Below are 24,836 nucleotides of genomic sequence, written 5' to 3' on the forward strand. Positions count from 1 at the left end.
GCAATCCTCTGAAAATCTTGATCACAGCGTGAGGTCCTCAGGCGTGAAGGTCATCTTGAAGGAACGGTAGGGATTGAAGTCCTTGGGACTCAGGCCCTGCATTTCAGTAATGCGACCGACGTTCCTCACGGCGTTCACCGCGGAACTGTCGAACGCCTTGTCGCCGCTGGAGCGGACGACGGTCGCATTGGTGATGGTGCCATCGGGCAGCATGTTGATCTGCACGGTAACACTCATGCCGTTACGGGCCGATGGCGGACGCGACCAGCCCTCGGATACCCGGGAGCGGATCAGGTCGTCGAAGTTGCCTGCCACCTCGTTGCCCTGTTCGTCGGCCAGGGCCTGCTGCCGCTGCGTGTCGTCGGACAGCAGTTCGGCCAGGGCCTGGGCCTTCTTGTCTTCCTGAGCCTTCTTCGCTGCAGCTTGGGCCGCGGCCTTCTTCTTCGCGGCGTCGGCGGCCGCCTTCTTCTTGGCGTCCTCCGGCGGCTTGGCCTTCTTCTTCTTCCTTCCGGCCTTCTTCTTCTTCCTCGGCTTGTTTCTTGGCTTCTTCCTCGGCTTCTTCGGCCGGTTGCTGTTTCTTCTCGGCCGCCTTCTTGGCGGCGTCCGCGGCCTTCTTCGCCTCGGCGGCCTTGGCTGCTTCCGCAGCTTTCTCGGCCTCCGAAGCCTTTCGAGCCTCATCGGCTTTCTTTTGTTCCGCAGCTTTCGCTTCGGCTATGGCTTGCTGCTCGACCTTCTTTTGCTCCAGCTGTTCCTGCTCGTACTGCTTGGCAGAGGTCTTCTTCGCCTCCCCGGCGATCTTCTGGTTGGTCTGCTGCGTGGCCTGGCTCTTGGACTTGAGCTGGTAGAGCGTGGCCTGGACGATCGGACGCGCAGGCGGCAGCTCGGGCGTCATGGCCCAGCTGACGAAGAGCATCGCGAAAATCAGGACGTGCAGCGCTACCGCCAGTACGACCGGCCAGAAGTAGCTTTCCGATGGAGAGCGTTCGAGTTGGTGCATATCAGCTTCCGGGCGCCTCGGTGATCAGCCCGACGTTACCCACACCGGCCTTCTGCAACCCGCCCATGACGGCCATGACGGAGCCGTAGTCGACAGCCTTGTCGCCACGCACGAAGACCTGCACTTTCTTACCCTGACGGCTGTTCTCGGCCATGATGCCGGTGGCTGCGCTCACCAACTGGTCGAGATTGATCGCGGTCTGACTGCCCTTGCCCTGGTCGGGATCGACTTCCGAACCCATGTTCCAGTAGTAGGTCTTGTCGGCCTTGATCGAAATGGTCAGCACCCGCGAATCGTTGTCCTGCGGGAGCACTTCGCTGGAAACCTTGGGCAGGTCGACCTTGACCCCCTGGTTCAGCATCGGTGCGGTCACCATGAAAATGACCAGCAGTACCAGCATCACGTCGATGTATGGCACCACGTTCATTTCCGCGACCGGCTTGCGTTTATGACGGACCCTTGCCATGTCGGCTTACCTCTCTGGTCAATCGTCGCTGGCGTGGACTTTGCGGTGCAGGATGGCCTGGAACTCGTCGGCGAAGGTGTAGTAGCGGCCGATCAGCATTTCCGAACGCGCGGCGAAGCGGTTGTAGGCGATGACCGCGGGGATCGCGGCGAACAGGCCGATGGCGGTGGCGACCAGGGCCTCGGCGATGCCGGGGGCGACGGTGGCCAGGGTGGCCTGCTGCACGGCGGCCAGGCCGCGGAAGGAGTTCATGATGCCCCAGACGGTGCCGAACAGACCGATGTACGGGCTGGTGGAACCGACGGTGGCGAGGAACGGCAGGCTGGTTTCCAGCTTCTCTTCCTCACGGGAGATGGCCACGCGCATGGAACGGGCCACGCCTTCCATCACCGCGTCCGGGTCGACGCCGGGCTGCTGGCGCAGGCGCGAGAATTCCTTGAAGCCGGCGCGGAAGATCTGCTCCACGCCCGAATCCGGGTCGGGGTTGCTGCCGGCCTGGCGGTACAGCTTGGACAGGTCGATGCCCGACCAGAAGCGTTCTTCGAAGCCATCCAGGGCTTTCTTGGCCGAGCGCATCATGTTGCTGCGCTGGAAGATCATGATCCAAGAAGTGACCGAGGCGGCCACCAGGGTGAGCATGACCAGCTGCACCACGATACTGGCGTTGCTGATCAGGCTCCACATGGAGGTATGGTCGACGACGTTCGGTTCCACGTTATTCTCCTGCTGAAAGGGTGTCCGGAGTGCCGGCAAATGCCGCACGCAACGCTTCGGGGATGGCGCGGGGCTTCAGGTTGTCGGCCCGCACGCACGCCACCAGGAAGCGGCCCTCGCATAACAGGGCCGAATCCGACGCTCGACGAACCTGTTGACGGAACCGCAGGCTCGCACGGTTCAACTCCTCGACCTCGGCGCTGACGACCAGTTCGTCGTCCAGGCGAGCCGGCGCGTGGTAGCGCGCTTCGGCCGAATGAACGACGAAAAGCAGGTTCTCACCTGCCAGCTGGGATTGGGCGAAGCCCAAAGCCCGCAGCCGCTCGGTGCGAGCCCGCTCCATGAACTTGAGGTAGTTGACGTAGTAGACGATGCCGCCTGCATCGGTGTCCTCGTAATAGACCCGGAATCGATGCTCGAACGGCTGACCCCCGTGTTGCGCGCGCATACTCTAGAACCAAGTTGGGGCTTTGCCAATCGGCAATCAGCCACAAATGCAATTAATTACCATCTTCAGGGGAGAAAAGATCCGGCATCGCCCCCTCGCCCATCCGCTTCGGCAGTTTCAGGCCGAAATGCAGGTATGCATGCCGGGTGACCACCCGTCCCCGCGGCGTGCGCATGATATAGCCTTGCTGGATCAAATAGGGCTCCAGCACGTCCTCGATCGTATGTTTTTCTTCGCCGATGGCCGCGGCGATGTTGTCCAGCCCCACCGGCCCGCCGTCGAACTTGTCGATCATGGTCAGCAGTAGACGCCGGTCCTGGTGGTCGAAGCCACGTTCGTCGACGTCCAGCAGGTTCAGCGCCTTGTCCGCCACCTCGCTGCTGATCGCCCCGCTGGCGCGCACCTCGGCGAAATCGCGCACGCGGCGCAGCAGGCGGTTGGCGATGCGCGGCGTGCCACGGGCGCGGCGGGCGATCTCGAAGGCGCCGGCCGGGTCCATGTCCAGGCCGAGGATGCCGGCCGAACGGGCGACGATGGTCGCCAGGTCGTCGACGCTGTAGAACTCCAGGCGCTGGACGATGCCGAAGCGGTCGCGCAGCGGGTTGGTCAGCATGCCGGCGCGAGTGGTCGCGCCGACCAGGGTGAAGGGCGGCAGGTCGAGCTTGATGGAGCGCGCCGCCGGCCCTTCGCCGATCATGATGTCGAGCTGGAAGTCTTCCATCGCCGGGTACAGCACTTCTTCGACGATGGGCGAGAGGCGATGGATCTCGTCGACGAAGAGCACGTCGCCCGGCTCGAGATTCGTCAGCAGCGCGGCGAGATCGCCCGGGCGCTCCAGCACCGGGCCGGAGGTACTCTTGATGGCCACGCCCATCTCCTGGGCGATGATGTTCGCCAGGGTGGTCTTGCCCAGGCCCGGCGGGCCGAAGATCAGCGTGTGGTCCAGGGCCTCCTTGCGGCCGCGGGCGGCGCTGATGAACAGCTCCATCTGCTCGCGCACGCTGGGCTGGCCGATGTAGTCGGACAGGCTCAGCGGGCGGATGGCGCGGTCCAGCTGCTCCTCGCGCTCGCGAGGGCCGGCGGTGGCGGCCGAGATCAGGCGATCGGTCTCGATCATGCGCGGCTACCTAGACCATGCCCTTGAGCGAGCGGCGGATGAGTTCTTCGCTGGACAAATCTTTTTCCTCCACGGCGGCCACGGCGCGGCTCGCCTCCTGGGGCTTGAAGCCTAGCGCGATCAGCGCGCTGACGGCATCGGCCTCGGCGCTTGAGACTGTTGCGGCCAGTTTCGGTTCCGCCACCAGGGGGGCGATGGTCGGCATGTTCTCCCAGGCCTTGAAGCGGTCCTTGAGCTCCACCAGCAGGCGCTCGGCGGTCTTCTTGCCGACCCCGGGGATCTTCACCAGAGTGGAAGTATCCTGCGCCTGCACGCAACGCACCAGCTCATCCACTTCCAGGCCCGACATCAGGGCCAGGGCCAGCTTGGGGCCGACGCCGTTGAGGCGGATCAGCTCGCGGAACAGCTCGCGCTCGCGCTTTTCGGCGAAGCCGTAGAGCAGGTGGGCATCTTCGCGCACCACCAGGTGCGTGTGCAGGGTCACCGGTTCGCCGAGGGCGGGCAGGCGATAAAGGGTGGTCATCGGCACTTCCAGCTCGTAGCCGATGCCATTGACGTCGAGGATCAGGTGCGGCGGCTGCTTTTCCGCCAGGGTGCCACGCAGGCGTCCAATCACGGCTCAGGGTCCTTGCAGGTTGTCGGTCAAAGGCGCAGGCGCCCGCCGCGGCGGCGCGCGGTGGACAGGCCATGGGGCACCAGGCTCTGCCGGGTGTGGGCGTGGCACAGGGCGATGGCCAGGGCGTCGGAGGCGTCGATCTGCGGTTTCTGCGTCAGTTTCAGCAGGTGCATGACCATCATCTGGACCTGCAGCTTGTCGGCCCCGCCGGTGCCGGCGATGGCCTGCTTGACCTGGCTGGCGGTGTATTCGGCGATCTCCAGCCCCTCCTCCGCCGCCGCGACTATGGCCGCGCCGCGGGCCTGGCCGAGCTTGAGCGCGGAGTCGGCGTTGCGCGCCATGAACACCTGCTCGATGCCCATCATGCTCGGGTGGTAGGTCTGGATGACCTCGCGCACGCCGCGGAAGACGATCTGCAGGCGTTCGTGCAGGGCGCCGCTGCCGGTGCGGATGCAGCCGGAGGCGACGTATTCGCAGCCGCGGCCGGTGTCCCTCACCACGCCGAAGCCGGTGATGCGCGAGCCGGGGTCGATGCCTAGGATCAGGGTCATGTGCCGGAAACCAAAAGCCGGAAGCCGGAGCGGTCGAATCCGACGGCTCCGGCTTCCGGCGCGAGGCCCATGTCGGGGATGGCGTCAGCCAAGCTGGGCCATCACCTCTTCGGGGATGTCCGCGTTGGAGTAGACGTTCTGTACGTCGTCCAGGTCCTCGAGCATGTCGATCAGCTTGAGCACCTTCTGCGCGGTCTCCAGGTCCAGGGTCGCGGTGGTCGAGGGGATCATCGAGATCTCCGCTTCCTCGCCCTTGAAGCCGGCGGCGGTCAGCGCCTCGTTCACCGCGATGAAGTCGGCGAAGCTGGTGAAGACGTCGATGGAACCGTCGTCATTGGTCACCACGTCGTCGGCGCCGGCCTCCAGGGCCGCTTCCATCAGGGCATCCTCGTCGACGCCGGGGGCGAAGCTGATCTGCCCCTTGCGGTCGAACATGTAGGCCACCGAGCCATCAGTGCCGAGGTTGCCGCCGCACTTGCTGAAGGCATGGCGCACTTCCGCCGCGGTGCGGTTGCGGTTGTCGGTCATGGCCTCGACGATGATCGCCACGCCGCTGGGCGCGTAACCTTCGTAGGTCAGTTCTTCCATGTTGTCCGCGTCGTTCGAGCCGGCGCCACGGGCGATGGCGCGATCGATGGTGTCGCGGGTCATGTTGGCGGTCAGCGCCTTGTCCACGGCCAGGCGCAGACGTGGGTTGTCAGCCGGGTTGCCGCCGCCCTGCTTGGCGGCGACCGTCAGTTCGCGGATCAGCTTGGTGAAGATCTTCCCGCGCTTGGCGTCCTGACGCTCCTTGCGGTGCTTGATGTTGGCCCATTTGGAATGACCAGCCATAACTCACTCCGTCTAGCTTGTTGCGGCGGCGGCGCAGGCTGTGCGCCGCCGCGGTTCATCTGGAATTACTCGGCGGCCTTCTGCTGCTCGCGCAGGCGGATGTGCAGCTCGCGCAGGGCCTTGCCGTCCACGGTGCCCGGAGCCTGGGTCATGACGTCGCCGGCGCTCTGGGTTTTCGGGAAGGCGATCACTTCGCGGATCGACGCGGCGCCGGTCATCAGCATCACCAGGCGGTCCAGGCCGAAGGCCAGGCCACCGTGCGGCGGGGCACCGTACTTGAGGGCGTCGAGGAGGAAGCCGAACTTCTCTTCCTGCTCCGCATCGTCGATGCCCAGCACGCGGAACACCGCCTGCTGCATGGCCTTGTCGTGGATACGGATGGAACCGCCGCCCAGCTCGGTGCCGTTGAGCACCATGTCGTAGGCGCGGGACAGCGCAGCGGCCGGGTTGGCCTCCAGCTCTTGCGGGCTGCACTTGGGCGAGGTGAACGGGTGGTGCAGCGAAGTCAGGCTGCCGTCGTCGTTCTCTTCGAACATCGGGAAGTCCACGACCCACATCGGCGCCCACTCCTTGGTGAGCAGCTTGAGGTCATGGCCCACCTTGATGCGCAGCGCGCCCAGGGCGTCGCAGACGACCTTGGCCTTGTCGGCGCCGAAGAACACGATGTCGCCATCGACCGCACCGACGCGATCGAGGATCACGTTCAGGTTCGGCTCGGCGATGTTCTTGACGATCGGCGACTGCAGGCCTTCCACGCCCTTGGCGCGTTCGTTGACCTTGATGTAGGCCAGGCCCTTGGCGCCGTAGATGCCGACGAACTTGGTGTAGTCGTCGATCTGCTTGCGCGGCATGCTCGCCCCGCCCGGAACGCGCAGGGCGGCGACGCGGCCCTTGGGATCGTTGGCCGGGCCGGAGAAGACCTTGAACTCGACATCCTTCAGCTGGTCGGCGACGTCGACCAGTTCCAGCGGGATGCGCAGGTCCGGCTTGTCCGAACCGTAGCGGCGCATGGCTTCTTCGAAGGGCATGTGCGGGAATTCGTCGAACTCCACGTCCAGCACTTCCTTGAACAGCTGGCGCACCATCTTCTCGGTGATGGCGATGATGTCGCTCTCGTCGAGGAAGCTGGTCTCGATGTCGATCTGGGTGAATTCCGGCTGGCGGTCGGCGCGCAGGTCCTCGTCGCGGAAGCACTTGGCGATCTGGTAGTAGCGGTCGAAGCCGGCGACCATCAGCAGTTGCTTGAACAGCTGCGGCGACTGCGGCAGGGCGAAGAAGTGGCCCGGGTAGGTGCGGCTGGGCACCAGGTAGTCGCGCGCGCCCTCGGGGGTCGGGCGGCCGAGGATCGGCGTCTCGACATCGAGGAAGCCGTTGTCGTCCAGGTAGCGGCGGATGCTGCTGGTGATGCGCGCGCGCAGCTTCAGCTTGGCGGCCATTTCCGGACGGCGCAGGTCGATGAAGCGGTAGCGCAGGCGGGTTTCCTCGCCCACATCGGAATATTCGTCCAGCGGGAACGGCGGAGTCTCAGCCTGGTTCAGCACGTCCAACTCGTAGCCCAGCACCTCGATGGCGCCGGAGGCCATGTTGGCGTTGCGCGCGCCTTCCGGACGCATGCGCACCTTGCCGGTGACCTTGACCACGTACTCGCTGCGCACGCGGTCGGCCTTGGCGAAGGTCTCGGCGCGATCCGGGTCGAACACCACCTGAGCCAGGCCTTCGCGGTCACGGATGTCGAGGAAGATCACCCCGCCGTGGTCGCGGCGGCGGTGCACCCAACCGCAAAGCGTGACTTCCTGGCCGTCCAGGCTCTCGTTCAATTGGCCGCAATAGTGGCTGCGCATCATGGTGTGTTTCGCTTCTCGCAAGTCTTGGATTCGAGGGAACCGCTCATTCGCCGGCGGCACAGGCGCCCGAGCCGCAGCCCGTGGCGGGGCAGGCGGACTCGGCGGACGCCAGGTTCTTCTTCGCGCCGGTCTTGAAGTCGGTTTCGTACCAGCCGCCGCCGCTCAGGCGGAAGCCGGGGGCGGAGACCATCTTCTTCAATTCCGGGGCCTGGCAGGCCGGGCAATCGACCAGCGGCGCATCGCTGAGCTTCCGCATGGCTTCCAGCTGATGGCCGCAGGAACGGCATTGGTATTCGTAAATCGGCATCGGGACACCTTGGCTGCTACATGGCCGCGGGCCCGCATCCCGCGGCAAAGGCGCGGATTATAGCCTGAAAAAACCATGACTTGCAGCCGCCCTCCAGCGGCCCCCGCGGCGGGCAGTCGATAGAAATCCACTATCGGAAGCTTTGATTCAAACCAAAAGGCTCCCGTCAAAGCCCGTGCTAGCCTGACCGGGAATTTTCATCAAGAGGAAGACGCCATGGAAATCGACATCGGCATCGCCGAACAGGACCGCGCCGCCATCGCCGAAGGGCTCTCGCGCCTGCTGGCCGATACCTACACCCTCTACCTGAAGACCCACAACTTCCACTGGAACGTCACCGGGCCGATGTTCAACACCCTGCACCTGATGTTCGAGGGGCAGTACACCGAGCTGGCCCTGGCGGTGGACAGCATCGCCGAGCGCATCCGCGCCCTCGGCTTCCCGGCGCCGGGCACCTACGCCGCCTACGCCCGCCTCTCCTCTATAAAGGAAGAGCAGGACGTGCCGGACGCCCAGGAAATGATCCGCCTGCTGGTCCAGGGCCAGGAAGCCGTGGTGCGCACCGCGCGCAGCATCTTCCCGCTGGCCGACAAGGCAGCCGACGAGCCCACCGCCGACCTGCTGACGCAGCGTATGCAGGTCCACGAGAAGACCGCGTGGATGCTGCGCAGCCTGCTCGCCCACTGACACCTCCCCGCCGGGCCCGGCATCATGCCGGGTCCCCCTCTGCTCGCCCAGGCGCTAAGCGGTTGATTTGAGAAGGCTATCGGTTTGCTGTTAAATACCGCCCGTGCGCCTCGCGCATAGGCCGCCGGCTTCTTTCAGGTCATTTTCATCGCTGCGAACCAGACCGCACGACCGGCTGCTTCTCTTTACGCTTATCGCTCAAGGTGAATCCATAACCATGCTGAAAATCGTCCACCTGCTGACGGGCGTTGCCGCCCTCGTGCTGTCATTCGCACCCTCGCTGCGCACCGATGCCATCCCCTACCTGCAGAACCCCGACGCCGTCTACCTGGCCCTGCTCGGCCTGACCGCCCTGCTGCTCACCCCCGCCAGCCAGCGGGTGCAACAGCTGCAGAGCCTGGTATCGGCGCTGATCGCCCTGGCCGTGGTCCTGCAGATTCTCATCCTGCTGGCGCCGCTGCCGTCCATCGGCGACCAGCCGGCCATCGTCCTGCCCCTGCTGATCCTGGCCGTCGCCGTGGTCCTGCAACTCGCCAGCGGCCTGCAGAAGCGCCCCAGCGCCGGCGCAGCCCCCGAAGCCCCGATCAGCGACGAGAACCGCGAGACCGGCACCGTGAAGTGGTTCAACACTTCCAAGGGCTTCGGCTTCATCTCCCGCGATACCGGCGAGGACATCTTCGTGCACTTCCGGGCCATCCGTGGCGAAGGCCACCGCATCCTCATCGAAGGCCAGCGCGTGGAGTTCTCCGTGGTGCAACGCGACAAGGGCCTGCAGGCGGAGGATGTGATCGCCGCCCTGCCCGGCCGCCGCTGAGGAACGAGCCGAAGCGCCGATCGGCGCAATGCCGGTTGCTTGAGACAGATGCCGTTTCCCTCCATGGGGAAACGGCATTTTTCATTTTTGGCTCAAGAGCGCCCTCTCCCAACCCCCGGCTGCGCGCCCTGCCTGGAAGGGAGAGCGGGCTGTTCGTGCCACCGGAGTGTCCGGCGTGGCCGGGGAGTCCAATCGCGGACAAGTCCTACGCCCGCGCTTCCCTGTAACCGTAGGAGCAACTGCCTTGCAAGCCGCGCCGGGGTGCTCTTCGTAGGATGGGTTGAGCTTGCGAACCCCATGCGGTCATGGCGATGGGTATCGCTTCGCTCAACACCATCCTACGGGTCTTGTGCTTGCCGGAGGGTGTAGGAGCGGACTCTGTCCGCGATTCGGCGGATAACGCCGTAGGCGTTATGCGCCCTACGGATTTCCAGAGAAACCTCCGCGCACGCCGAAACGCCCCTTCAGAAGGCCGAGCGAAACCCGCGCTCGCGGAAATGACGAGGGCAGGAGGATGGCGCCAAACCAAGAAGCCGCTCAGAACACCCCCCCTCTCCCTTCGGGAGAGGGGCCTCTTAAACGCCACCGGCAGACACCAGCCCCGTAAACGACGCTGCCTCTACCACCACCACTCAATAATGCGGCGGCGGCACATCATCCTCAGCAATACCGACCTGCCCCTGCAGGTCTTCCAGGCGCTTGAGCAGCACCTGCATCTGCAGGCGCAGGCGCTCGATCAACCGCTCCTGCTCATAGACCACGTCGCTCAGCGTCTGCAGAGCGTCATCCTGGAACGCCAGACGGCTCTCCAGATCGGTTACCCGTTCCTCCAGGCTCATGGCATTCACTCCTCGAAACGAAAGGCGTCGCCCAGGGCCATGCGCAGCTTGCCGCGCACCGCCAGCAACTCCTCGGGCGTGTAGGGGCGCGCCGGATGCCGGCCCCAGACGGGGCCCGGCCAGGCCGCGTCGTCGCGGCGCCGCACGATGACGTGCATGTGCAATTGGCTGACCACGTTGCCCAGGTTGGCGACGTTCATCTTGTCGGCCTTGAAGGTGTCCTTGAGCACTTCCGCCAGATGGGTCGCCTCGCGCCACAGCTCCTGCTGCTCGTCCGGCGCCAGTTGGAAGATCTCGCTGACATCGTCGCGGCGCGGCACGAGGATGAGCCAGGGATATTGCGCATCGTTCATCAGCAGCAGGCGGCTCAGGGGAAAGTCGCCCAGCGCGATGGTGTCCTGCTGCAGGCGGGAATCCAAGACGAACATCTGACTTCTCCTGTTCGACCAGTCTTGAAATAGAAGCTTAGCCCCCTCGGGGGAGCGCTGGGCGCGGAGGATACTAGAGGCAGGCGGGGAACGGCAGCCGTCCCGCGGCGGCGCGGCACCCTATTCGTGCACTGCGCCAAATCGGGGCACTTTCCGACAACAGGGAAGCAGGGGCATCTGCTGCCTACGGAAAGGAACCTGGCAGGAAAACCCCGGCTTCTCGAACGAACCTGCAACCCCGGGCGAGCACCAAGGGAGTAAGGCAAGCCGCAAATATTCTCGCAACATCTTGAAATCTGCGCGCCAACGGCATACACCGTGCAGCATCCGGGACGATGGCGAAACCTTCGAGGGGACGAATCGGGTTTTGAGCACGGATGTTGCTAGATGCTCGCCACCGGGAAGAACAAACAAAAGCGCGGATCGCAACTGAGCAAAAAACAACCAGAAGATACGCGACATCACCAAGGGGAAATAAAAGAAACGAGTGTCAAGTGGTCGCGTAACCAGATTCTCAAGATGAGACCTACTTGGAAGCGACACTTGTCATACATGTTTGCGACAGTGCCATAAAGAAACCGTTTGAAGTTTCCGGCAACTATCGCCAAGACAACACGCGTGCTATAAGTTAGCGCCGACAAGAAGAACGAGCCGTCACCGCGGCACATAGTGATGGCAAATAATTTCAAAACCAAAGGAGCAATCACGATGAAAGTGATGAAGTGGAGCGCCATTGCCCTGGCGATTTCTGCAGCCACCTCGCAACTGGCCATGGCCGAAGCCTTCGTCAGCGACCAAGCGGAATCCAAAGGCTTTGTCGAAGACAGCAGCCTGAACTTCCTGGTTCGCAACTACTACTTCAACCGCAACAAGAAAGATGGCGCCGCTGACGCCCGTGACTGGACCCAAGGTTTCTGGGCCAACTACAACTCCGGCTTCACTCAGGGTACTGTCGGTTTCGGCGTTGACGCCTTCGGCTACCTGGGCCTGAAACTGGATGGCGGCAGCGGTTATGGCGCCACCGGCAACCTGCCGGTCCACGACGACGGCGACAAGGCCGACGACTACGGCAAAGCCGGTGCAGCCGTCAAAGTCCGCGTATCCAAGACCGAGCTGAAATTCGGCGACATGCAGCCCACCGCACCGGTATTCGCCGTTGGCGGTACCCGCCTGCTGCCGCAGACCGCTACTGGCTTCAGCCTGATGAGCAGCGAGATCGCAGGTCTGGACGTCGAGGCAGGTCACTACTATTCCGGCACTGGCCAGACCACCACCAACCGCGATGGTGACATCTGGGCCACCTATGCCGGCATCGACGCCAGCTCCGCCGATTTCGTCGGCGGCAAGTACGCCTTCAACGACAACTTCAGCGCATCGCTGTACGGCGCCAAGCTGGAAGACATCTGGAAGCAGTACTACGTCAACCTGAACTACACCCTGCCGATCGCCGACTCCCAGTCCCTGGGCTTCGACTTCAACTACTACAACACCAAGGATGAAGGCAGCGCGAAAGCTGGCGACATCAGCAACAACACCTTCTCCCTGGCCGCCGCCTACACCCTGAGTGCCCACACCTTCACCCTGGCCTTCCAGAAGGTGAACGGCAACACTCCGTTCGACTACATCGGTATCGGTGACAACAACGAAGCGGCGGACTCGATCTTCCTCGCCAACTCCGTCCAATACTCCGACTTCAACGGCCCGGGCGAAAAATCCTGGCAGGCTCGTTACGACCTGAACATGGCCGAGTACGGCGTACCTGGCCTGACCTTCATGGCTCGCTACATCAACGGTAAGGACATCGACGGCACCAAGATCGATCCGACCAGCGCCTACGCTGCCTACGGCTACGGCGAAGATGGCAAGCACCACGAAACCAACGTGGAAGCCAAGTACGTCGTCCAGAGCGGCCCGGCGAAGGACCTGTCCTTCCGCATCCGCCAAGCCTGGCACCGCGCCAACTCCGACCAGGCCGAAGGCGATATCGACGAGTTCCGCCTGATCGTCGACTACCCGCTGTCCGTTCTGTAACCGGAACGACCGCAGGTCAAGGAAAGCCCGGCCCCGCGCCGGGCTTTTCCTTTTCCGCGTTCCGCGGCATCCGGCTCCCCCGGCCGCGCCCTGTACGGCGCCAGGCACGCACCGTACAATGCCCGCCTACCTCTGTCTCGCAATCGAATAACGGCCAACCATGCGTACCAGTCAGTACCTGCTGTCCACCCTGAAAGAAACCCCTGCCGATGCCGTGGTGATCAGCCACCAGTTGCTGCTGCGCGCCGGCATGATCCGCAAGCTGGCCTCGGGTCTCTACACCTGGCTGCCGATGGGCCTGCGGGTGCTGCGCAAGGCCGAGACCATCGTCCGCGAAGAAATGAACGCCGCCGGCGCCCTGGAAGTGCTGATGCCGGCCGTGCAGCCCGCCGAGCTGTGGCAGGAATCCGGCCGCTGGCAGCAGTACGGCCCCGAGCTGCTGCGCCTGAAGGACCGCCACGACCGCGAGTTCTGCGTCGGCCCGACCCATGAAGAGGTCATCACCGACCTGGCGCGCAACGAGCTGTCCAGCTACAAGCAGCTGCCGATCAACTTCTACCAGATCCAGACCAAGTTCCGTGACGAGATCCGTCCGCGCTTCGGCCTGATGCGCGGCCGCGAGTTCATCATGAAGGACGCCTACTCCTTCCACATGAACCAGGAGTCGCTGCAGCAGACCTACGACGGCATGTACACGGCCTATTGCAAGATCTTCACCCGCCTGGGCCTGGATTTCCGTCCCGTGCAGGCCGACAACGGCTCCATCGGCGGCAGCGGCTCCCACGAATTCCACGTGCTGGCCAACTCCGGCGAGGACGACATCGTCTTCAGCGACAGCTCCGACTACGCCGCCAACATCGAGAAGGCCGAGGCCGTACCGCGTGAAACCGCGCGCGGCGCCGCCACCGAGGAACTGCGCCTGGTCGATACCCCGGACACCAAGACCATCGCCGACCTGGTGGAGAAGTTCGGCCTGCCCATCGAGAAGACCATCAAGACCCTGGTGGTGCGCGGCGCCGAGGAAGGCAAGCTGGTCGCCCTGGTGGTCCGCGGCGACCACGAGCTGAACGAGATCAAGGCCGCCAACCAGCCCCTGGTCGCCAGCCCCCTGCAGATGGCCAGCGAAGCCGAGATCAAGGCCGCCATCGGCGCTGCCCCCGGCTCCCTCGGCCCGCTGAACCTGCCGCTGCCCTGCATCGTCGACCGCTCGGTGGCCCTGATGAGCGACTTCGCCATCGGCGCCAACCTCGACGACAAGCACTACTTCGGCGTGAACTGGGAACGCGACCTGCCGCTGCCGGAAGTCGCCGACCTGCGCAACGTCGTCGCCGGCGACCCCAGCCCCGACGGCAAGGGCACCCTGGTGATCCGCCGCGGCATCGAGGTCGGCCACATCTTCCAGCTCGGCACCAAGTACAGCGAGGCGATGGGCCTTTCCGTGCTCAGCGAACAGGGCAAGCCGGTCACCCTGATCATGGGCTGCTACGGCATCGGCGTATCCCGCGTGGTCGCCGCCGCCATCGAGCAGAACAACGACGAGCGCGGCATCCTCTGGCCGGCCGCCCTGGCGCCTTTCCAGGTCGCCATCGTGCCGCTGAAGTACGAGACCGAAAGCGTGCGCGAGGCCACCGACAAGCTCTACGCCGAGCTGACCGCCGCCGGCTACGAAGTGCTGCTGGACGACCGCGACAAGAAGACCAGCCCCGGCGTGAAGTTCGCCGACATGGAGCTGATCGGCATCCCGCACCGCATCGTGGTCAGCGACCGCGGCCTGGGCGAAGGCACCCTGGAGTACAAGGGCCGTCGCGACAGCGAGTCGCAGAACATCGCCGTGGCCGACGTGATGAGCTTCCTCAAGGCGAAGATCGGCAACTGAGCAGCGCGATGTCCCGAAGCACTACCCGCCTCAAGGTTGCCGCCCTGTGCGGCAGCCTTGTCTTGAGCGGCTGCGCCAACCAGATGTCGCAGCGCAGCGAACACGAGGAGCGCGTCGAGCGCAAGCTGCTCGACCACAGCCTGCAGATCGACGTCGGCGAGCCCGGCGTCCTGCAGCTGCCGCAGCGCCGCGTCCGCGTGCAGGAGCAGAAGACCTTCGAAGTCACCACCTTCGAGGTCACCCGCCGCTACGACCGCTACACGCCCTACCAGGGCTGGCGCGAGTTCTACGAAGTGCCGCTGGGTGCGCTGACCTTCGTCGCCGGCATCGGCGCCAACGTGGTCAACGTGTTCGCCCTGGGCAACCTGCCGGAAAGCGTCACCCGCGGCTGGATCAGCTACGGCATCGACGGCATGAACCCGTTCATGAACGTGCAATCCAACGGCCGCGCCGAGCAGAACCTGGCCAACATCGACGAACAGCGGCGCAACAGGCACACCGAGTACTCCAGCCTGCCCTGGGCCGAGCGCCCGGTGCAGGTGAGCGTCGGCAAGGAGACCCAGGAACTGCTGACCGACCGTCACGGCATCCTGCGCCTGAACCTGCTGGACAGCCCCTTCAGCGACGACGCCGTGTACCGCGCCGGCCGCCTGCAGCTGAGCGTGCGCGATGCCCAGGACAGCGCCCACGCCGAGGCCAGCCTGCTGGTCAGCCCGACGCTGCGGGGCAAGCTGCACGAAGCTCATGCGCTGATCTACGACGACCTCGAAGGCGAGGACGTGCAGCACTGGGTGCACCGCGTCAAGCGCCTGTCCGACCTCGGCCTGGAAGAGGAAGCCAGCGAGCTGGAACAGAGCCTGATCGAACTGACGCGCAACGATCCGGAGCTGCAGAAGGAATTCCTCCAGCGCCTGCTGAGCGACGCCGGCCGCCTGGCCGCGGACCCCGGCGCCAGCAACTGAGCCCGGGCCGACACCGCCGGGGCTCAGCGCCGCACGATGAAGCCGGTGATGCCCTGGGCCGGCATGTCCTGCAACGCCACGTCCGTCACCAGGGCCTTCTCCGGGCCCTGGTGCAGCCACTCGCGCAGCGCGTGGACGGCGCTCTCCTCCCCTTCCATCAGCACCTCGACCCGCCCATCGGGCAGGTTGCGCACCCAGCCGTCGACGCCCAGCCGGTCGGCCTGCTCCTGGGTACCCTGGCGGTAGTAGACGCCCTGCACGCGCCCACTGACGAAGCCGTGCATGCAGATTCTCGCCATCAGCGTTTCTCCCCTTGCAGGGCCAGCAGGCGCGCCTGTACGCCGCTGGCCGTCTGTTCGCCCAGCATGCGCTCGCGCACCTGGCCCTTGGCGTCGACGATGTAGGTCACCGGCAACGCCTCGCTGCGCGGCAGCTTGAAGCGCGGCGCCGGGTCGTCGGCCAGCACCGTGTAGCGGATCCCCAGGTCTTGCGCGGCCTTGCTCAGCTCGGCGTCACGCAGGCCATCGTAGTTGACCCCCAGCACCCGCACGCCCTTGTCCCGGCTGTCCTCCGCCAGGCGGTTGAACTCGGGCACTTCCTTGCGGCAAGGCACGCACCAGTCGGCCCAGTAATTGATGACTAGCCACTGGCCATCTAGGCTTGCTGTAGGTACCTTCTTTCCATGCTGATCGACGCCGTAATCCGCCGAGCAGCCGGCCAGGATCAGGCCGGCCAATAGTCCACTGACAAAACGGAGCCGTACTCCCATGCCTTCAGTCCTCGTGTATGCGGGGTGGTCATGATGCTCTCTGCCCTGCGCCTGGAAGTGCCGGACATTCTCGAAGACAACGGCGACGCGGCGAGCAACCTGTCGGCAGGACTGCTGCAGGCCCGGCGGCTGCCCCTGCACGAAGGCCTGCAGCACTGCCTGGGCGTCCTCTTCAGGCTCAACCGTTGCGCACTGACCTTACTGGAAAGGCAGCGCGCGCTGCAAAGCCTCGCCGAAGAATATCGCCATTACACCCGGCTGATCCGCGCCGAGAAAACGCCGCCGGCTCTCTTCGTGCACCTGTGCGGCGAACTGGCCGCCGGCTTCAAGCGCCTGCTGCTGCAGATACTCAACGGCCACAAGCCCTCGCGCCCGCACCTGGCGTGGTGCCTGTACATGGCCGAGCACTTCCTCGCCCAGGCCCTGCTGCGCCATTACCAGCAGTACCAGCAGCCGCCGGGCTCGCTGTGGCGCGACAGCCACCTGCTGTACTGGATAGGCGAATACCAGCAGTGCCTGGACGAACCCATCGCCGCTGCCTTCGAACCCACCCCGGCCGGAACCCTGCGGGGCCTGTACCAGCAATCCCTGCTGCTGGCGCTGAGCAACCCCTTCCACCTCACCGAAGGCGAGGCGCCGCACCTGTTCAGCGCCCTCGCACCGCTGGCCGGCCTGGCCCGGCTGCAGGACTGGGACGACGAGGAAGAGGAGCAGGAAGGCTACCTGGTCGACCTCGGCGACGACCGCCCCTGCCTGGGCTTCGACCAGAAGCCCGAGGCACCGCCCGAACGCCTGCGCCGCCTGGAACTGGGCGCGCTGCTGATCGCCCTGCACGACCCGGCACCGCTGCGCCCGGCGGCCGAGAGCCTGCTGCTGGAGCGTGTCCGCCCGCACTGGCTGGGCCACCAGCCGCGCCGTCATACGCGCGCCGAGAAGCATGCGAGCTGCCAGCTGGTGATCGGCCTGACGGCCATCCAGGCCCACCTGCTGGCCAGCGCCGCCGGCAGCTGCGAGGCGCAGATGGCCGACGCCAGCCCCGGCGGGGCGCGCATCGTCTGCCAGGGCAGCCAGGCACAGCGCCTGCCGGTCGGGCAACTGCTGCTGATCCTCGACAAGCCGGGCTCGCCGATCCTGGCGATGGTGCGCTGGCGTCACCTCAACGGCGACGGCCTGCACCTGGGCCTGCGCTTCCTCAAGGGCCTGCCGCGGCCGGCCTGGCTGCGCCGCACGCCTGACGCACAGCGGCACCCGGCGGTCCTGCAGAGCACCCCGGAACCGGGCAACGGCTGGTACCACGGCATCTGGCTGCCCCAGGGGCAATTCGTCGAGGGCGAGAATCTCTGGCTGCAACTGGCCAGCTTCGACAACCAGACCATCCTCCCGCTGCCCACGGCCAACCTGGCCACGCCCCTGGTCAGCCGGCATCCGCTGCGGCTGGGCTGATGATGTCATTTGGGAAACAGGTCACAGCCAGGATCGCTAACACGCACGTTTTGTGGGCCTGTTGCTCCCTATAATGCGGGGCTTGCGGAAGTTTTCCTTCCGCCAGGCCCTACATCCTGTCAGAACACGCAGGCGCCAAGTACGCCGGCCGAACCCATTCACGGAAGCGACAGACATATGCAGCCCACGGATCAGATCGTCAGCCGGGTGCCCGAACACATAGTGGCCAATGCCAGGCCCCTCGGTACCAGCAACGGTGGGCGGGCTTGCGACTACAACGTCGCCGCCTGGCTGCTGGTGCCGGGCATGGCCCAGTTGCCGGTGACGCTGCTGGCCAGCTACGGCGACGGCGAGCGGCAGCACGAGGTGGTGATCGATCACGGCACCCTCAACGCCAGCGGACGCATACTGCTGTCCGGCATCGCGCGGCTGCCGTATCGCTACAGGATCGACAATCTGCAGATCAGATTGCGTTCGGCGGTGGGACTTTCGCGCCTGACGGTGGAAGAACTCTTCGTCCAGGCGGTGGAACAGATCGCCAGCGACCAGCGGATCAACGCCGGCCAGCTGTCGTAGCGCTCAACCCAGCTGGCGGGCGGGTTCGCCGACGGGCTCGGCGGTGCTGGCAGCCCGCTCGTCGAGCGCGGCATGCACGCTGGGCAGCAGCGACTCCGGCCAGCTGCTGAACTGCAGACCGGTGATTCTATTCAGCCGCTCCAGGGCGCTCTGCGGGTCGCGCTGGTGCAGGTGTACGACTTTGTTCAGGTCTTTGTTCATGAAGATGCGGGCCTTCTCGGAACTTCTGGGGAACACCACTGTCCTGAACCGGCTATAGCCAGAAGCGTGCCAAACTTTCGAGGCCCGCGATTCCACGCATTTTCATCTTCGCCCGGCCGCTTCCAGCATTCCGTTTCGCCGCAAACTGACCTTTTACGTCACCTGGAATGTGACGGACTCAACCATTCTGCGAGACTGCCGCCGAACAGCACCTCCCGCTCCGCCTGGTAGCGCTGCAGGGCCTCGCGCAGGGGCGGGTACCAGTCCTCCGCCAGGCTGTCCGGCAGCGTCTCCAGGCACGGCAGCGGCCAGGGGCAGCGGTTCAGCAGGCGATGCAGGCTGTAGCTGCCCAGGTCGCGGCAGAGCACCCAGGTATCGTCGCTGCCGCCCGAACGGCAGACCATCTGCTCGCGTTCGAGGAAGGCCAGCAGCTCCTCCCATTCGTCCTCCGGCAGCATCCAGCCGGCGCGGTGCAGATGCGCCAGGCGCGTCGCCTCGCCCTGGCGCTGGCGCTCGTAGAACACCCGCAGCACGCCCAGCAGCACCAGCAGCCGCGGCAACGCCCTGCGCCGCCACAGGCGCGTCGAGGACAGGTTGCAGACCAGTTCGGCGCCGAACAGCACGATCAGCCAGGACAGGTAGATCCACAGCAGGAACAGCGGCACCGTGGCGAAGGCGCCGTAGATCAGCTTGTAGCCGGGGAACAGGCCGACGTAGAGGCCGAACAGCGACTTGGCCGCCTCGAACAGGAAGGCCGTCAGCGCGCCGCCGGCCAGGGCGTGCAGCGGCGGCACGCGGGCGTTGGGCACCGCGGCGTAGATGAGGGTGAAGGCCGCCACGCTGAACAGCAGCGGCATGAACTTCAGCAACATGCCGGCGCCGGGCAGCGCATGGGGCCCGGACAGCAGCGACAGCGAAGTGACGTAGGTCGACACCGCGAAGCCGGCGCCCAGCAGCAGCGGCCCCAGGCTGAGGATCGCCCAGTACAGCAGGAAGCGCGTCACCCCGCGGCGCGGCTTGCGCACCCGCCAGATCTCGTTGAACACCCGCTCGATGGTCACCAGCATGCTGAACGCGGTGACCGCCAGGAAGGCCACCCCCAGCCAGGTCAGGTGGCGCGCCTGGACGATGAAGGCGCGCAGGTAGGTTTCCACCGCCTCGCCGGTGGACGGCACGAAGTTGTGGAAGATGAACAGCTGGATGCGCTCGCCCATGCCTTCGAAGGTGGGAATGGCCGAGACGATGGCGAAGGTCACGGTCATCATCGGCACTACGGCGAACAGCGTGGTGTAGGTCAGCGCGGCGGCGTGGCTGCTGACGCGGTCGGCATGGAAACGCTGGAGCAGATAACGCCAGAACTCGATCAGGTTCCGCAAGCGCGGGTGCATGCTGTGTCCTTAAGTCGCAGGGCCGCCGGCCCGGCCGAACGCCGATGGTTCAGCCAACCCTCGGGAGGCGGTTAGAATAGCCGCCACTTTAACGGCCCAGCGAGCCCATGGATATGAGCCAACTGACACTTTTCCACAACCCGCGCTGCTCCAAGTCCCGCGGTGCCCTCGAACTGCTCGAGGCGCGCGGCCTGGCCCCGACCATCGTGCGCTACCTGGAAACGCCGCCCAGCGCCGCCGAACTGCAGGCGCTGCTCGGCAAGCTGGGCATCAGCGCGCGCCAGCTGCTGCGCACCGGCGAGGAGGAATACAAGGCCCTCGGCCTGGCTGACCCGCAGCTCAGCGACGCCCAGCTGATCGAGGCCATGGCCACCCATCCGAAGCTGATCGAACGGCCCATCCTGGTGGCCGGCGACAAGGCGGTGATCGGCCGGCCGCCGGAGAAGGTGCTGGAGATCCTGCCTTGAGCGCGCCCTACATCCTGGTGCTCTACTACAGCCGTCATGGTGCCACCGCCGAGATGGCCCGGCAGATCGCCCGCGGCATCGAGCAGGGCGGCCTGGAGGCGCGCCTGCGCACGGTGCCGGCGGTGTCCACCGAGTGCGAGGCGGTGGCCCCGGACCTGCCCGAGGAAGGCGCGCTCTACGCCACCCTCGACGACCTCAAGGACTGCGCCGGCCTGGCCATGGGCAGCCCGACGCGCTTCGGCAACATGGCCGCGCCGCTGAAGTACTTCCTCGACGGCACCAGCAGCCTGTGGCTGACCGGCGCCCTGGTCGGCAAGCCGGCGGCGGTGTTCACCTCCACCGCCAGCCTGCACGGCGGCCAGGAGACCACCCAGCTGTCCATGCTGCTGCCGCTGCTGCACCACGGCATGCTGGTCACCGGCATCCCCTACAGCGAACCGGCCCTGCTGGAGACCCGCGGCGGCGGCACGCCCTATGGCGCCAGCCACTTCGCCGGCGCCGACGGCAAGCGCGCCCTGGACGAACACGAGATCACCCTGTGCCGCGCGCTGGGCAAGCGCCTGGCCGAGATCGCCGGCAAACTGGAGCGCTGAATGGCCCGCAAGAAGAAACCCCTGCCCACCCTCGAGCACCTGCGCCCGCGCCTGGCCGCGAGCCGCGCGGTGAGCCTGGGCAGCCTGCTGGGCCTGGTCCTGCTGATCCTCACCTGGGGCCTGCTGTTCACCGACGCCCGCGGCGCCCCGGACTGGGTGCCGAAGGTGTGGACCGCGCTCAAGCTGCTGCCGCTGCTGATCATCGCCCCGGGCATGCTGATCGGCAGCGCCCGCGGCCACGCCTGGGCCTGCTACGTGGTCAACCTGTACTTCATCACCGGCGTGCTCAACACCTTCGAGCCGGGCCAGCGCATCTACGGCTGGGCCGAGGTGCTGCTCAGCGTGAGTCTGTTCTGCGCGGCGCTGCTGTACACCCGCTGGCGCTTCCAGTACGAGCGCAAGCTGGCGGGGGAGGATTAGACCCTGCGCGCGAATCGCGGGCAGGGCCCGCTCCTACAGGTTGCACGGTATTCCTCTCCCCGTAGGAGCGGACCTTGTCCGCGATAGCCGGAACCCCCGGCGCGATTCGCGGATGAGATCTCCTACGCTGCCCCACCCGCACCATTCCCTGTAGGAGCGCGCCCTGCGCGCGAATCGCGGGCAGGGCCCGCTACAGGTTGCACGGTATTCCTCCCCCGTAGGAGCAGACCTTGTCCGCGATAGCCGGAACCCCCGGCGCGATTCGCGGATAAGATCCGCTACGCCGCCCCACCCGCACCATTCCATGTAGGAGCGCGCCCTGCGCGCGAAATCGCGGGCAGGGCCCGCTCCTACAGGTTGCACGGTATTCCTCCCCCGTAGGAGCGGACCTTGTCCGCGATAGCCGGAACCTCCGGCGCGATTCGCGGATGAGATCCGCTGCCCCACCCGCACCATTCCATGTAATTGGATGGACTCACCCTCACCGAGGCGTCGAGGCGCCACGGTGGCGGTCTAAGAAGCCACCGACAGTGAGGGTGAGTCCATGAAAAAGCATACGACGATGAATAAGCCGGTGTCTGCAACCGATGTATCGGTGTGCACGACAGTCGCCGTGGATCTGGCGAAAAAGGTCTTCCAGGTGGCGGGGGAAGACGCCCTGGGTCAACTGGCGTACGAACAGCGAATCAAGTCGCGTGAAGCGTTTCAGGTGTTTCTGCAGAAGCTGCCGGAGGGCGTGACGGTGCTGATGGAGACCGGCCCTGGAGCACAAGCCTGGGCCCGGCTGCTGCAGGCGCAGGGCAACCTGGTGCGTATCCTGCCGGCTCAGCGGGTGGCCGAGCACCGGAGCGGAGCGAAGAATGATCGCAATGATGCCCACGCCATTCTGCGGGCGGGCCGGGATAGCAGTATCGCGTCGGTGCCGGTGAAGAGCGTCGCGGCACTGGCGATGCAGGCCTGGCACCGTGTCCGGCGGGGCTATGTGCGGCGGCGCACCGCCATGGGTAATCAGATCCGCGGGCTGCTGCTGGAGCAGGGTATCGCCCTGGCGCAGGGGGATGTGGGCTTGAAGCAAGGTGTCACCCGGGTGCTGGAAGACGCTAGACAGCCGTTGCCGGCGCTGCTGCGCGAGCTGATCGACGAGATGCTGAACGAATGGCAACGGCTGGGCGAGCGTATCGCCGCGCTGACCGGGCGTCTGGAAGCCTGTGCCGCCGCCGACCCGACAGCCAAACGGCTGATGACGGTACGTGGTATCGGTCCGATCACGGCTACGGCCTTACTGGCCAAACAGGTCGAGCCGGAACGTTTCGCCAATGCACGTCAGTTCGCTGCCTACTTCGGCATCGTACCCGACCAGCACAGCAGCGGGCAGAAGGTACGGCTGGGCAAGATGACCAAACGTGGCGACGCCTATGTGCGCAGCCTGATGGTCGTGGGCTCGCATGCGGTGTTGAAGCAACTGCGGCCCGATTCCGAACACCCGGACGATCGGCGCCTGCAGCGCTGGCTACAACGTCTGGGGCGCAAGGGCGCGGCAGTGCGACTGGCCAACCGTAACCTGCGTATTGCCTGGGTGCTGCTGTGCAGCGAACAGACCTACCAGCGCAAGCCGAATGCTTGCCGGGAGATGGAAATGAGCCACTGATCAACGAGTTCCCGCCAACGGGGCGCCAAGTCGCTCCAACCCTTGCTGAAGAACATTGACCCCTGGTCAGACCGTCGCGGATCGATGCCTACGCTCCTACCGGCCTTCGAGGCCTCTTTGTAATCGGCATTCCGCGGGCTTACCCAATGTTGGCCAGAAGCCCGACGTGGCTTCCTCGAACAGGCCTAATACATAGATGCAGTCGGGTTTTCATGTTCAAAAGCGGGTTGACGGTGGGGGTGAGTCCATACATAGGAGCGCGCCCTGCGCGCGAATCGCGGGCAGGGCCCGCTCCTACAGGTTGCCGGGTGGCAGGCCGGAGCGTCCGCAAGCCTGGCGGTATTCCCCCGGCGCCACGCCGTAGGCCTGCTTGAACTGGCGGCTCAGGTGACTCTGGTCGGCGTAGCCCAGTTGCGCCGCCACCGAGGCCGGCGCGCAGCCGCCCTTGAGCAGGGCGCGGGCCTGTTCCAGGCGGCGTTGCTTGATCCAGGCGTGGGGCGGCAGGCCGGTGGCCTTGCGGAACACCCGGGCGAAGTGGAAGGGCGACAGGTTCACCGCCGCCGCCAGTTCTTCCAGCGATGGCGGCTCGACCAGCCGGGCGGCCAGCAGCTCGCGGGCGCGGGCCACCGCCTGGGGTTCCTGTCCGGCCGGGCGCGCTTCGGGCACCCGCGCGTGGCGCTGGAACAGCAACAGCAATGCCTCGCGCCAGCAGGTCTGGCGCTCCAGGCTGCTGGCATTGGATTCCAGCAGGCGGTGCACGTGCAGGAAGGCACGGCTCAGCTCGGGATCGTGCAACACGCTGGCGTCGAAGGTCGGCAGGCCGCGGCCGCCCAGCTCCAGCTCGTCGAGCACGCTGCCGACCTGCCCGATCTCCGGATAGAACCCCCGGTACAACCAGCCCGCCTCATGGGCCTTGGAGCCGGTGTGCACCTCATCGGGATTGATCAGCACCAGGCTGCCGCTGGGCGCCAGGTGCTCGGCGCCGCGGTGGCGGAAGCGCTGGGCGCCCTGCTCGATCAGCACCAGGGCGAAGCCCTCGTGGACGTGGGGGGCGAAGCGCTGCTCGATGAAGCGCGCGTGCAGCAACTCCAGCCCGCCCAGTTCCTGGGCCCGCCAGAAGCGCGTGCGCTCGCCATGGGCGCTGTCGAGGGGCATACCGCGGCCTCAGCCGATGAAGCCGGCTTCCAGGGCGGCCTTCACCTGCGGCCACTCCAGGTCGGTGATGCTGTAGAGAACGCTGTCGTCCAGGCGCCCGCCGGCCAGGCGCCGGTGGTTGCGCAGCACGCCCTCGCGCACCGCGCCGAGCTTCTCGATGGCGCGCTGCGAGCGCAGGTTGCTGGCGGCGGTCTTCAGCTGCACGCGGACCATCTTCCAGTTGTCGAAGGCCTGGCGCAGCATCAGGTACTTGATGCTGGCGTTCAGCCCGGTGCCGTGCTGCGCCGCATCCAGCCAGGTGCCGCCGATCTCGCAGGCCGGCAGCGCCGGGAGGAAGTCCATGAAGCGGGTGGTGCCCACCAGCTGGTTGCCCAGGCGCACCACCAGCGGCAGGGCGCGGCCCTCGCGCTGCTCGGCGAGGCTGTTGCGGTACCAGTCCGGGCGCTGCGGCGCGCTCATGAACTTCAGCGCCTCGCGATTGGCCTCGGCCAGCGCCACCAGGTCCGGCACGTCGGCCTCGACCATGGGCTCCAGGCGCAGCGCACCGCGCTGCAGGGTGATGGGTGACGGTCTGAACATGGCCCCTCCTCGTACCTCGACTTTCCGCCGGCTCCTATCGGAACCCGGCGCCCGGCAATAGTGCCACAG

Annotated in this window: 28 protein-coding genes and 2 pseudogenes; 12 read left to right on the forward strand and 18 right to left on the reverse strand. The window is 65.9% G+C overall.

Features of this window, described 5'->3' with window-relative positions; translation table 11 throughout:
- Positions 1-21: 21 nt before the first annotated feature.
- From tolA to IG194_RS05780, 10 genes and pseudogenes are all read right to left on the reverse strand, one after another.
- Positions 22-997, reverse strand: a pseudogene (gene tolA / locus IG194_RS05735) (cell envelope integrity protein TolA).
- A 1-nt stretch (position 998) separates the two neighbouring features.
- Entirely contained in the window at positions 999-1,463 is a 465-nt protein-coding gene (tolR, locus tag IG194_RS05740) for a protein TolR (RefSeq protein ID WP_009616940.1), read from the reverse strand.
- Positions 1,464-1,481: 18 nt separating this feature from the next.
- Entirely contained in the window at positions 1,482-2,177 is a 696-nt protein-coding gene (gene tolQ, locus IG194_RS05745; RefSeq protein ID WP_009616939.1) for a protein TolQ, read from the reverse strand.
- Position 2,178: 1 nt separating this feature from the next.
- A complete protein-coding gene (gene ybgC / locus IG194_RS05750) occupies positions 2,179-2,625 on the reverse strand; it encodes a tol-pal system-associated acyl-CoA thioesterase (protein WP_009616938.1) in 447 nt (148 codons plus the stop codon).
- 52 nt (positions 2,626-2,677) lie between these two features.
- Positions 2,678-3,742 (reverse strand): Holliday junction branch migration DNA helicase RuvB, encoded by a 1,065-nt coding sequence (gene ruvB, locus IG194_RS05755; RefSeq protein WP_009616937.1) that lies wholly within the window; start codon positions 3,740-3,742, stop codon positions 2,678-2,680.
- A 10-nt stretch (positions 3,743-3,752) separates the two neighbouring features.
- Positions 3,753-4,358 (reverse strand): Holliday junction branch migration protein RuvA, encoded by a 606-nt coding sequence (gene ruvA, locus IG194_RS05760; protein WP_009616936.1) that lies wholly within the window; start codon positions 4,356-4,358, stop codon positions 3,753-3,755.
- Between the two features lie 26 nt (positions 4,359-4,384).
- On the reverse strand, positions 4,385-4,909 hold the full coding sequence (gene ruvC, locus IG194_RS05765) for a crossover junction endodeoxyribonuclease RuvC (protein ID WP_009616931.1): 525 nt from the start codon (positions 4,907-4,909) through the stop codon (positions 4,385-4,387).
- Between the two features lie 84 nt (positions 4,910-4,993).
- Positions 4,994-5,740 (reverse strand): YebC/PmpR family DNA-binding transcriptional regulator, encoded by a 747-nt coding sequence (locus IG194_RS05770; RefSeq protein WP_009616929.1) that lies wholly within the window; start codon positions 5,738-5,740, stop codon positions 4,994-4,996.
- Positions 5,741-5,805: 65 nt separating this feature from the next.
- Complete coding sequence (gene aspS / locus IG194_RS05775; RefSeq protein WP_099049038.1) at positions 5,806-7,584, reverse strand: aspartate--tRNA ligase; 1,779 nt, start codon at positions 7,582-7,584, stop codon at positions 5,806-5,808.
- 43 nt (positions 7,585-7,627) lie between these two features.
- Positions 7,628-7,891 carry an FmdB family zinc ribbon protein gene (locus IG194_RS05780; protein WP_043267539.1) on the reverse strand — a complete coding sequence of 88 codons (264 nt, stop codon included), beginning with the start codon at positions 7,889-7,891 and terminating at the stop codon, positions 7,628-7,630.
- A 216-nt stretch (positions 7,892-8,107) separates the two neighbouring features.
- On the opposite strand from IG194_RS05780, the gene IG194_RS05785 reads away from it, so the two are divergent.
- From IG194_RS05785 to IG194_RS05790, 3 genes and pseudogenes are all read left to right on the forward strand, one after another.
- Positions 8,108-8,578, forward strand: coding sequence for a Dps family protein (locus tag IG194_RS05785; RefSeq protein WP_009616923.1), 471 nt, complete (start codon positions 8,108-8,110; stop codon positions 8,576-8,578).
- A gap of 217 nt (positions 8,579-8,795) precedes the next feature.
- A pseudogene (locus IG194_RS33145) lies at positions 8,796-9,053 on the forward strand (cold shock domain-containing protein membrane protein); the annotation flags it as partial.
- A 108-nt stretch (positions 9,054-9,161) separates the two neighbouring features.
- Positions 9,162-9,392, forward strand: coding sequence for a cold-shock protein (locus tag IG194_RS05790; RefSeq protein WP_134163507.1), 231 nt, complete (start codon positions 9,162-9,164; stop codon positions 9,390-9,392).
- Positions 9,393-10,024: 632 nt separating this feature from the next.
- Here IG194_RS05790 and IG194_RS05795 read toward each other — a convergent pair.
- Together IG194_RS05795 and IG194_RS05800 are read right to left on the reverse strand one after the other, a co-directional pair.
- Positions 10,025-10,231, reverse strand: coding sequence for a SlyX family protein (locus IG194_RS05795; RefSeq protein ID WP_009616920.1), 207 nt, complete (start codon positions 10,229-10,231; stop codon positions 10,025-10,027).
- A 5-nt stretch (positions 10,232-10,236) separates the two neighbouring features.
- Entirely contained in the window at positions 10,237-10,659 is a 423-nt protein-coding gene (locus tag IG194_RS05800; protein ID WP_009616918.1) for an HIT family protein, read from the reverse strand.
- 708 nt (positions 10,660-11,367) lie between these two features.
- Here IG194_RS05800 and IG194_RS05805 point away from each other — a divergent pair.
- The 3 genes from IG194_RS05805 to IG194_RS05815 all read left to right on the forward strand — a co-directional run bounded on the left by IG194_RS05805 (position 11,368) and on the right by IG194_RS05815 (position 15,528).
- On the forward strand, positions 11,368-12,690 hold the full coding sequence (locus tag IG194_RS05805) for an OprD family porin (RefSeq protein WP_009616916.1): 1,323 nt from the start codon (positions 11,368-11,370) through the stop codon (positions 12,688-12,690).
- A gap of 160 nt (positions 12,691-12,850) precedes the next feature.
- The gene (locus IG194_RS05810; protein WP_043317744.1) at positions 12,851-14,566 is read left to right on the forward strand and encodes a proline--tRNA ligase; all 1,716 of its coding nucleotides are present in this window, start codon (positions 12,851-12,853) and stop codon (positions 14,564-14,566) included.
- Between the two features lie 8 nt (positions 14,567-14,574).
- The gene (locus IG194_RS05815; RefSeq protein ID WP_043317746.1) at positions 14,575-15,528 is read left to right on the forward strand and encodes a hypothetical protein; all 954 of its coding nucleotides are present in this window, start codon (positions 14,575-14,577) and stop codon (positions 15,526-15,528) included.
- A gap of 23 nt (positions 15,529-15,551) precedes the next feature.
- On the opposite strand, the gene IG194_RS05820 is transcribed toward IG194_RS05815, so the two are convergent.
- Together IG194_RS05820 and IG194_RS05825 are read right to left on the reverse strand one after the other, a co-directional pair.
- Positions 15,552-15,827, reverse strand: coding sequence for an acylphosphatase (locus IG194_RS05820; protein ID WP_043317748.1), 276 nt, complete (start codon positions 15,825-15,827; stop codon positions 15,552-15,554).
- On the reverse strand, positions 15,827-16,297 hold the full coding sequence (locus IG194_RS05825; protein ID WP_043317750.1) for a TlpA disulfide reductase family protein: 471 nt from the start codon (positions 16,295-16,297) through the stop codon (positions 15,827-15,829). Before IG194_RS05825 ends, IG194_RS05820 begins: the two co-directional genes overlap by 1 nt.
- A gap of 30 nt (positions 16,298-16,327) precedes the next feature.
- Between IG194_RS05825 and IG194_RS05830 the strand changes: the two genes are divergently transcribed.
- Together IG194_RS05830 and IG194_RS05835 are read left to right on the forward strand one after the other, a co-directional pair.
- Positions 16,328-17,740, forward strand: a complete 1,413-nt coding sequence (locus tag IG194_RS05830) for a PilZ domain-containing protein (protein ID WP_043267549.1) — start codon at positions 16,328-16,330, stop codon at positions 17,738-17,740.
- Positions 17,741-17,917: 177 nt separating this feature from the next.
- The gene (locus IG194_RS05835) at positions 17,918-18,316 is read left to right on the forward strand and encodes a hypothetical protein (RefSeq protein ID WP_009616910.1); all 399 of its coding nucleotides are present in this window, start codon (positions 17,918-17,920) and stop codon (positions 18,314-18,316) included.
- 3 nt (positions 18,317-18,319) lie between these two features.
- On the opposite strand, the gene IG194_RS05840 is transcribed toward IG194_RS05835, so the two are convergent.
- Complete coding sequence (locus tag IG194_RS05840) at positions 18,320-18,517, reverse strand: hypothetical protein (RefSeq protein ID WP_024128548.1); 198 nt, start codon at positions 18,515-18,517, stop codon at positions 18,320-18,322.
- A 158-nt stretch (positions 18,518-18,675) separates the two neighbouring features.
- A complete protein-coding gene (locus IG194_RS05845) occupies positions 18,676-19,905 on the reverse strand; it encodes a YihY family inner membrane protein (RefSeq protein ID WP_009616908.1) in 1,230 nt (409 codons plus the stop codon).
- A 113-nt stretch (positions 19,906-20,018) separates the two neighbouring features.
- Here IG194_RS05845 and arsC point away from each other — a divergent pair, with 113 nt between their 5' ends.
- From arsC to IG194_RS05865, 4 genes are all read left to right on the forward strand, one after another.
- Positions 20,019-20,372 carry an arsenate reductase (glutaredoxin) gene (arsC, locus tag IG194_RS05850; protein WP_043267555.1) on the forward strand — a complete coding sequence of 118 codons (354 nt, stop codon included), beginning with the start codon at positions 20,019-20,021 and terminating at the stop codon, positions 20,370-20,372.
- The gene (gene wrbA, locus IG194_RS05855) at positions 20,369-20,965 is read left to right on the forward strand and encodes an NAD(P)H:quinone oxidoreductase (protein WP_058490847.1); all 597 of its coding nucleotides are present in this window, start codon (positions 20,369-20,371) and stop codon (positions 20,963-20,965) included. The genes arsC and wrbA overlap by 4 nt, the downstream gene beginning before the upstream one ends.
- Positions 20,966-21,385: a DUF2069 domain-containing protein gene (locus IG194_RS05860; RefSeq protein ID WP_009616905.1), complete on the forward strand. Its 420-nt coding sequence runs from the start codon at positions 20,966-20,968 to the stop codon at positions 21,383-21,385. It abuts the gene before it with no gap.
- Between the two features lie 562 nt (positions 21,386-21,947).
- Positions 21,948-23,033, forward strand: a complete 1,086-nt coding sequence (locus tag IG194_RS05865; protein ID WP_083540414.1) for an IS110 family transposase — start codon at positions 21,948-21,950, stop codon at positions 23,031-23,033.
- A gap of 294 nt (positions 23,034-23,327) precedes the next feature.
- Here IG194_RS05865 and IG194_RS05870 read toward each other — a convergent pair whose 3' ends face one another.
- Positions 23,328-24,188 (reverse strand): AraC family transcriptional regulator, encoded by an 861-nt coding sequence (locus IG194_RS05870; RefSeq protein ID WP_058490851.1) that lies wholly within the window; start codon positions 24,186-24,188, stop codon positions 23,328-23,330.
- 9 nt (positions 24,189-24,197) lie between these two features.
- Positions 24,198-24,767, reverse strand: a complete 570-nt coding sequence (locus IG194_RS05875) for a GNAT family N-acetyltransferase (protein WP_009620564.1) — start codon at positions 24,765-24,767, stop codon at positions 24,198-24,200.
- Between the last annotated feature and the right edge of the window lie 69 nt (positions 24,768-24,836).

It is taken from the genome of Pseudomonas sp. ADPe, from assembly GCF_014843515.1.
Lineage (GTDB): Bacteria > Pseudomonadota > Gammaproteobacteria > Pseudomonadales > Pseudomonadaceae > Pseudomonas > Pseudomonas citronellolis.

Coding starts and splice junctions, on each gene's coding strand:
- tolR (WP_009616940.1), bottom strand. CDS start 1,463: ATGGCAAGGGTCCGTCATAAACGCAAGCCGGTCGCGGAAATGAACGTG.
- ybgC (WP_009616938.1), bottom strand. CDS start 2,625: ATGCGCGCGCAACACGGGGGTCAGCCGTTCGAGCATCGATTCCGGGTC.
- ruvB (WP_009616937.1), bottom strand. CDS start 3,742: ATGATCGAGACCGATCGCCTGATCTCGGCCGCCACCGCCGGCCCTCGC.
- ruvC (WP_009616931.1), bottom strand. CDS start 4,909: ATGACCCTGATCCTAGGCATCGACCCCGGCTCGCGCATCACCGGCTTC.
- IG194_RS05770 (WP_009616929.1), bottom strand. CDS start 5,740: ATGGCTGGTCATTCCAAATGGGCCAACATCAAGCACCGCAAGGAGCGT.
- aspS (WP_099049038.1), bottom strand. CDS start 7,584: ATGATGCGCAGCCACTATTGCGGCCAATTGAACGAGAGCCTGGACGGC.
- IG194_RS05780 (WP_043267539.1), bottom strand. CDS start 7,891: ATGCCGATTTACGAATACCAATGCCGTTCCTGCGGCCATCAGCTGGAA.
- IG194_RS05785 (WP_009616923.1), top strand. CDS start 8,108: ATGGAAATCGACATCGGCATCGCCGAACAGGACCGCGCCGCCATCGCC.
- IG194_RS05795 (WP_009616920.1), bottom strand. CDS start 10,231: ATGAGCCTGGAGGAACGGGTAACCGATCTGGAGAGCCGTCTGGCGTTC.
- IG194_RS05800 (WP_009616918.1), bottom strand. CDS start 10,659: ATGTTCGTCTTGGATTCCCGCCTGCAGCAGGACACCATCGCGCTGGGC.
- IG194_RS05805 (WP_009616916.1), top strand. CDS start 11,368: ATGAAAGTGATGAAGTGGAGCGCCATTGCCCTGGCGATTTCTGCAGCC.
- IG194_RS05810 (WP_043317744.1), top strand. CDS start 12,851: ATGCGTACCAGTCAGTACCTGCTGTCCACCCTGAAAGAAACCCCTGCC.
- IG194_RS05815 (WP_043317746.1), top strand. CDS start 14,575: ATGTCCCGAAGCACTACCCGCCTCAAGGTTGCCGCCCTGTGCGGCAGC.
- IG194_RS05820 (WP_043317748.1), bottom strand. CDS start 15,827: ATGGCGAGAATCTGCATGCACGGCTTCGTCAGTGGGCGCGTGCAGGGC.
- IG194_RS05825 (WP_043317750.1), bottom strand. CDS start 16,297: ATGGGAGTACGGCTCCGTTTTGTCAGTGGACTATTGGCCGGCCTGATC.
- IG194_RS05830 (WP_043267549.1), top strand. CDS start 16,328: ATGATGCTCTCTGCCCTGCGCCTGGAAGTGCCGGACATTCTCGAAGAC.
- IG194_RS05835 (WP_009616910.1), top strand. CDS start 17,918: ATGCAGCCCACGGATCAGATCGTCAGCCGGGTGCCCGAACACATAGTG.
- IG194_RS05840 (WP_024128548.1), bottom strand. CDS start 18,517: ATGAACAAAGACCTGAACAAAGTCGTACACCTGCACCAGCGCGACCCG.
- IG194_RS05845 (WP_009616908.1), bottom strand. CDS start 19,905: ATGCACCCGCGCTTGCGGAACCTGATCGAGTTCTGGCGTTATCTGCTC.
- arsC (WP_043267555.1), top strand. CDS start 20,019: ATGAGCCAACTGACACTTTTCCACAACCCGCGCTGCTCCAAGTCCCGC.
- IG194_RS05860 (WP_009616905.1), top strand. CDS start 20,966: ATGGCCCGCAAGAAGAAACCCCTGCCCACCCTCGAGCACCTGCGCCCG.
- IG194_RS05865 (WP_083540414.1), top strand. CDS start 21,948: ATGAATAAGCCGGTGTCTGCAACCGATGTATCGGTGTGCACGACAGTC.
- IG194_RS05870 (WP_058490851.1), bottom strand. CDS start 24,188: ATGCCCCTCGACAGCGCCCATGGCGAGCGCACGCGCTTCTGGCGGGCC.
- IG194_RS05875 (WP_009620564.1), bottom strand. CDS start 24,767: ATGTTCAGACCGTCACCCATCACCCTGCAGCGCGGTGCGCTGCGCCTG.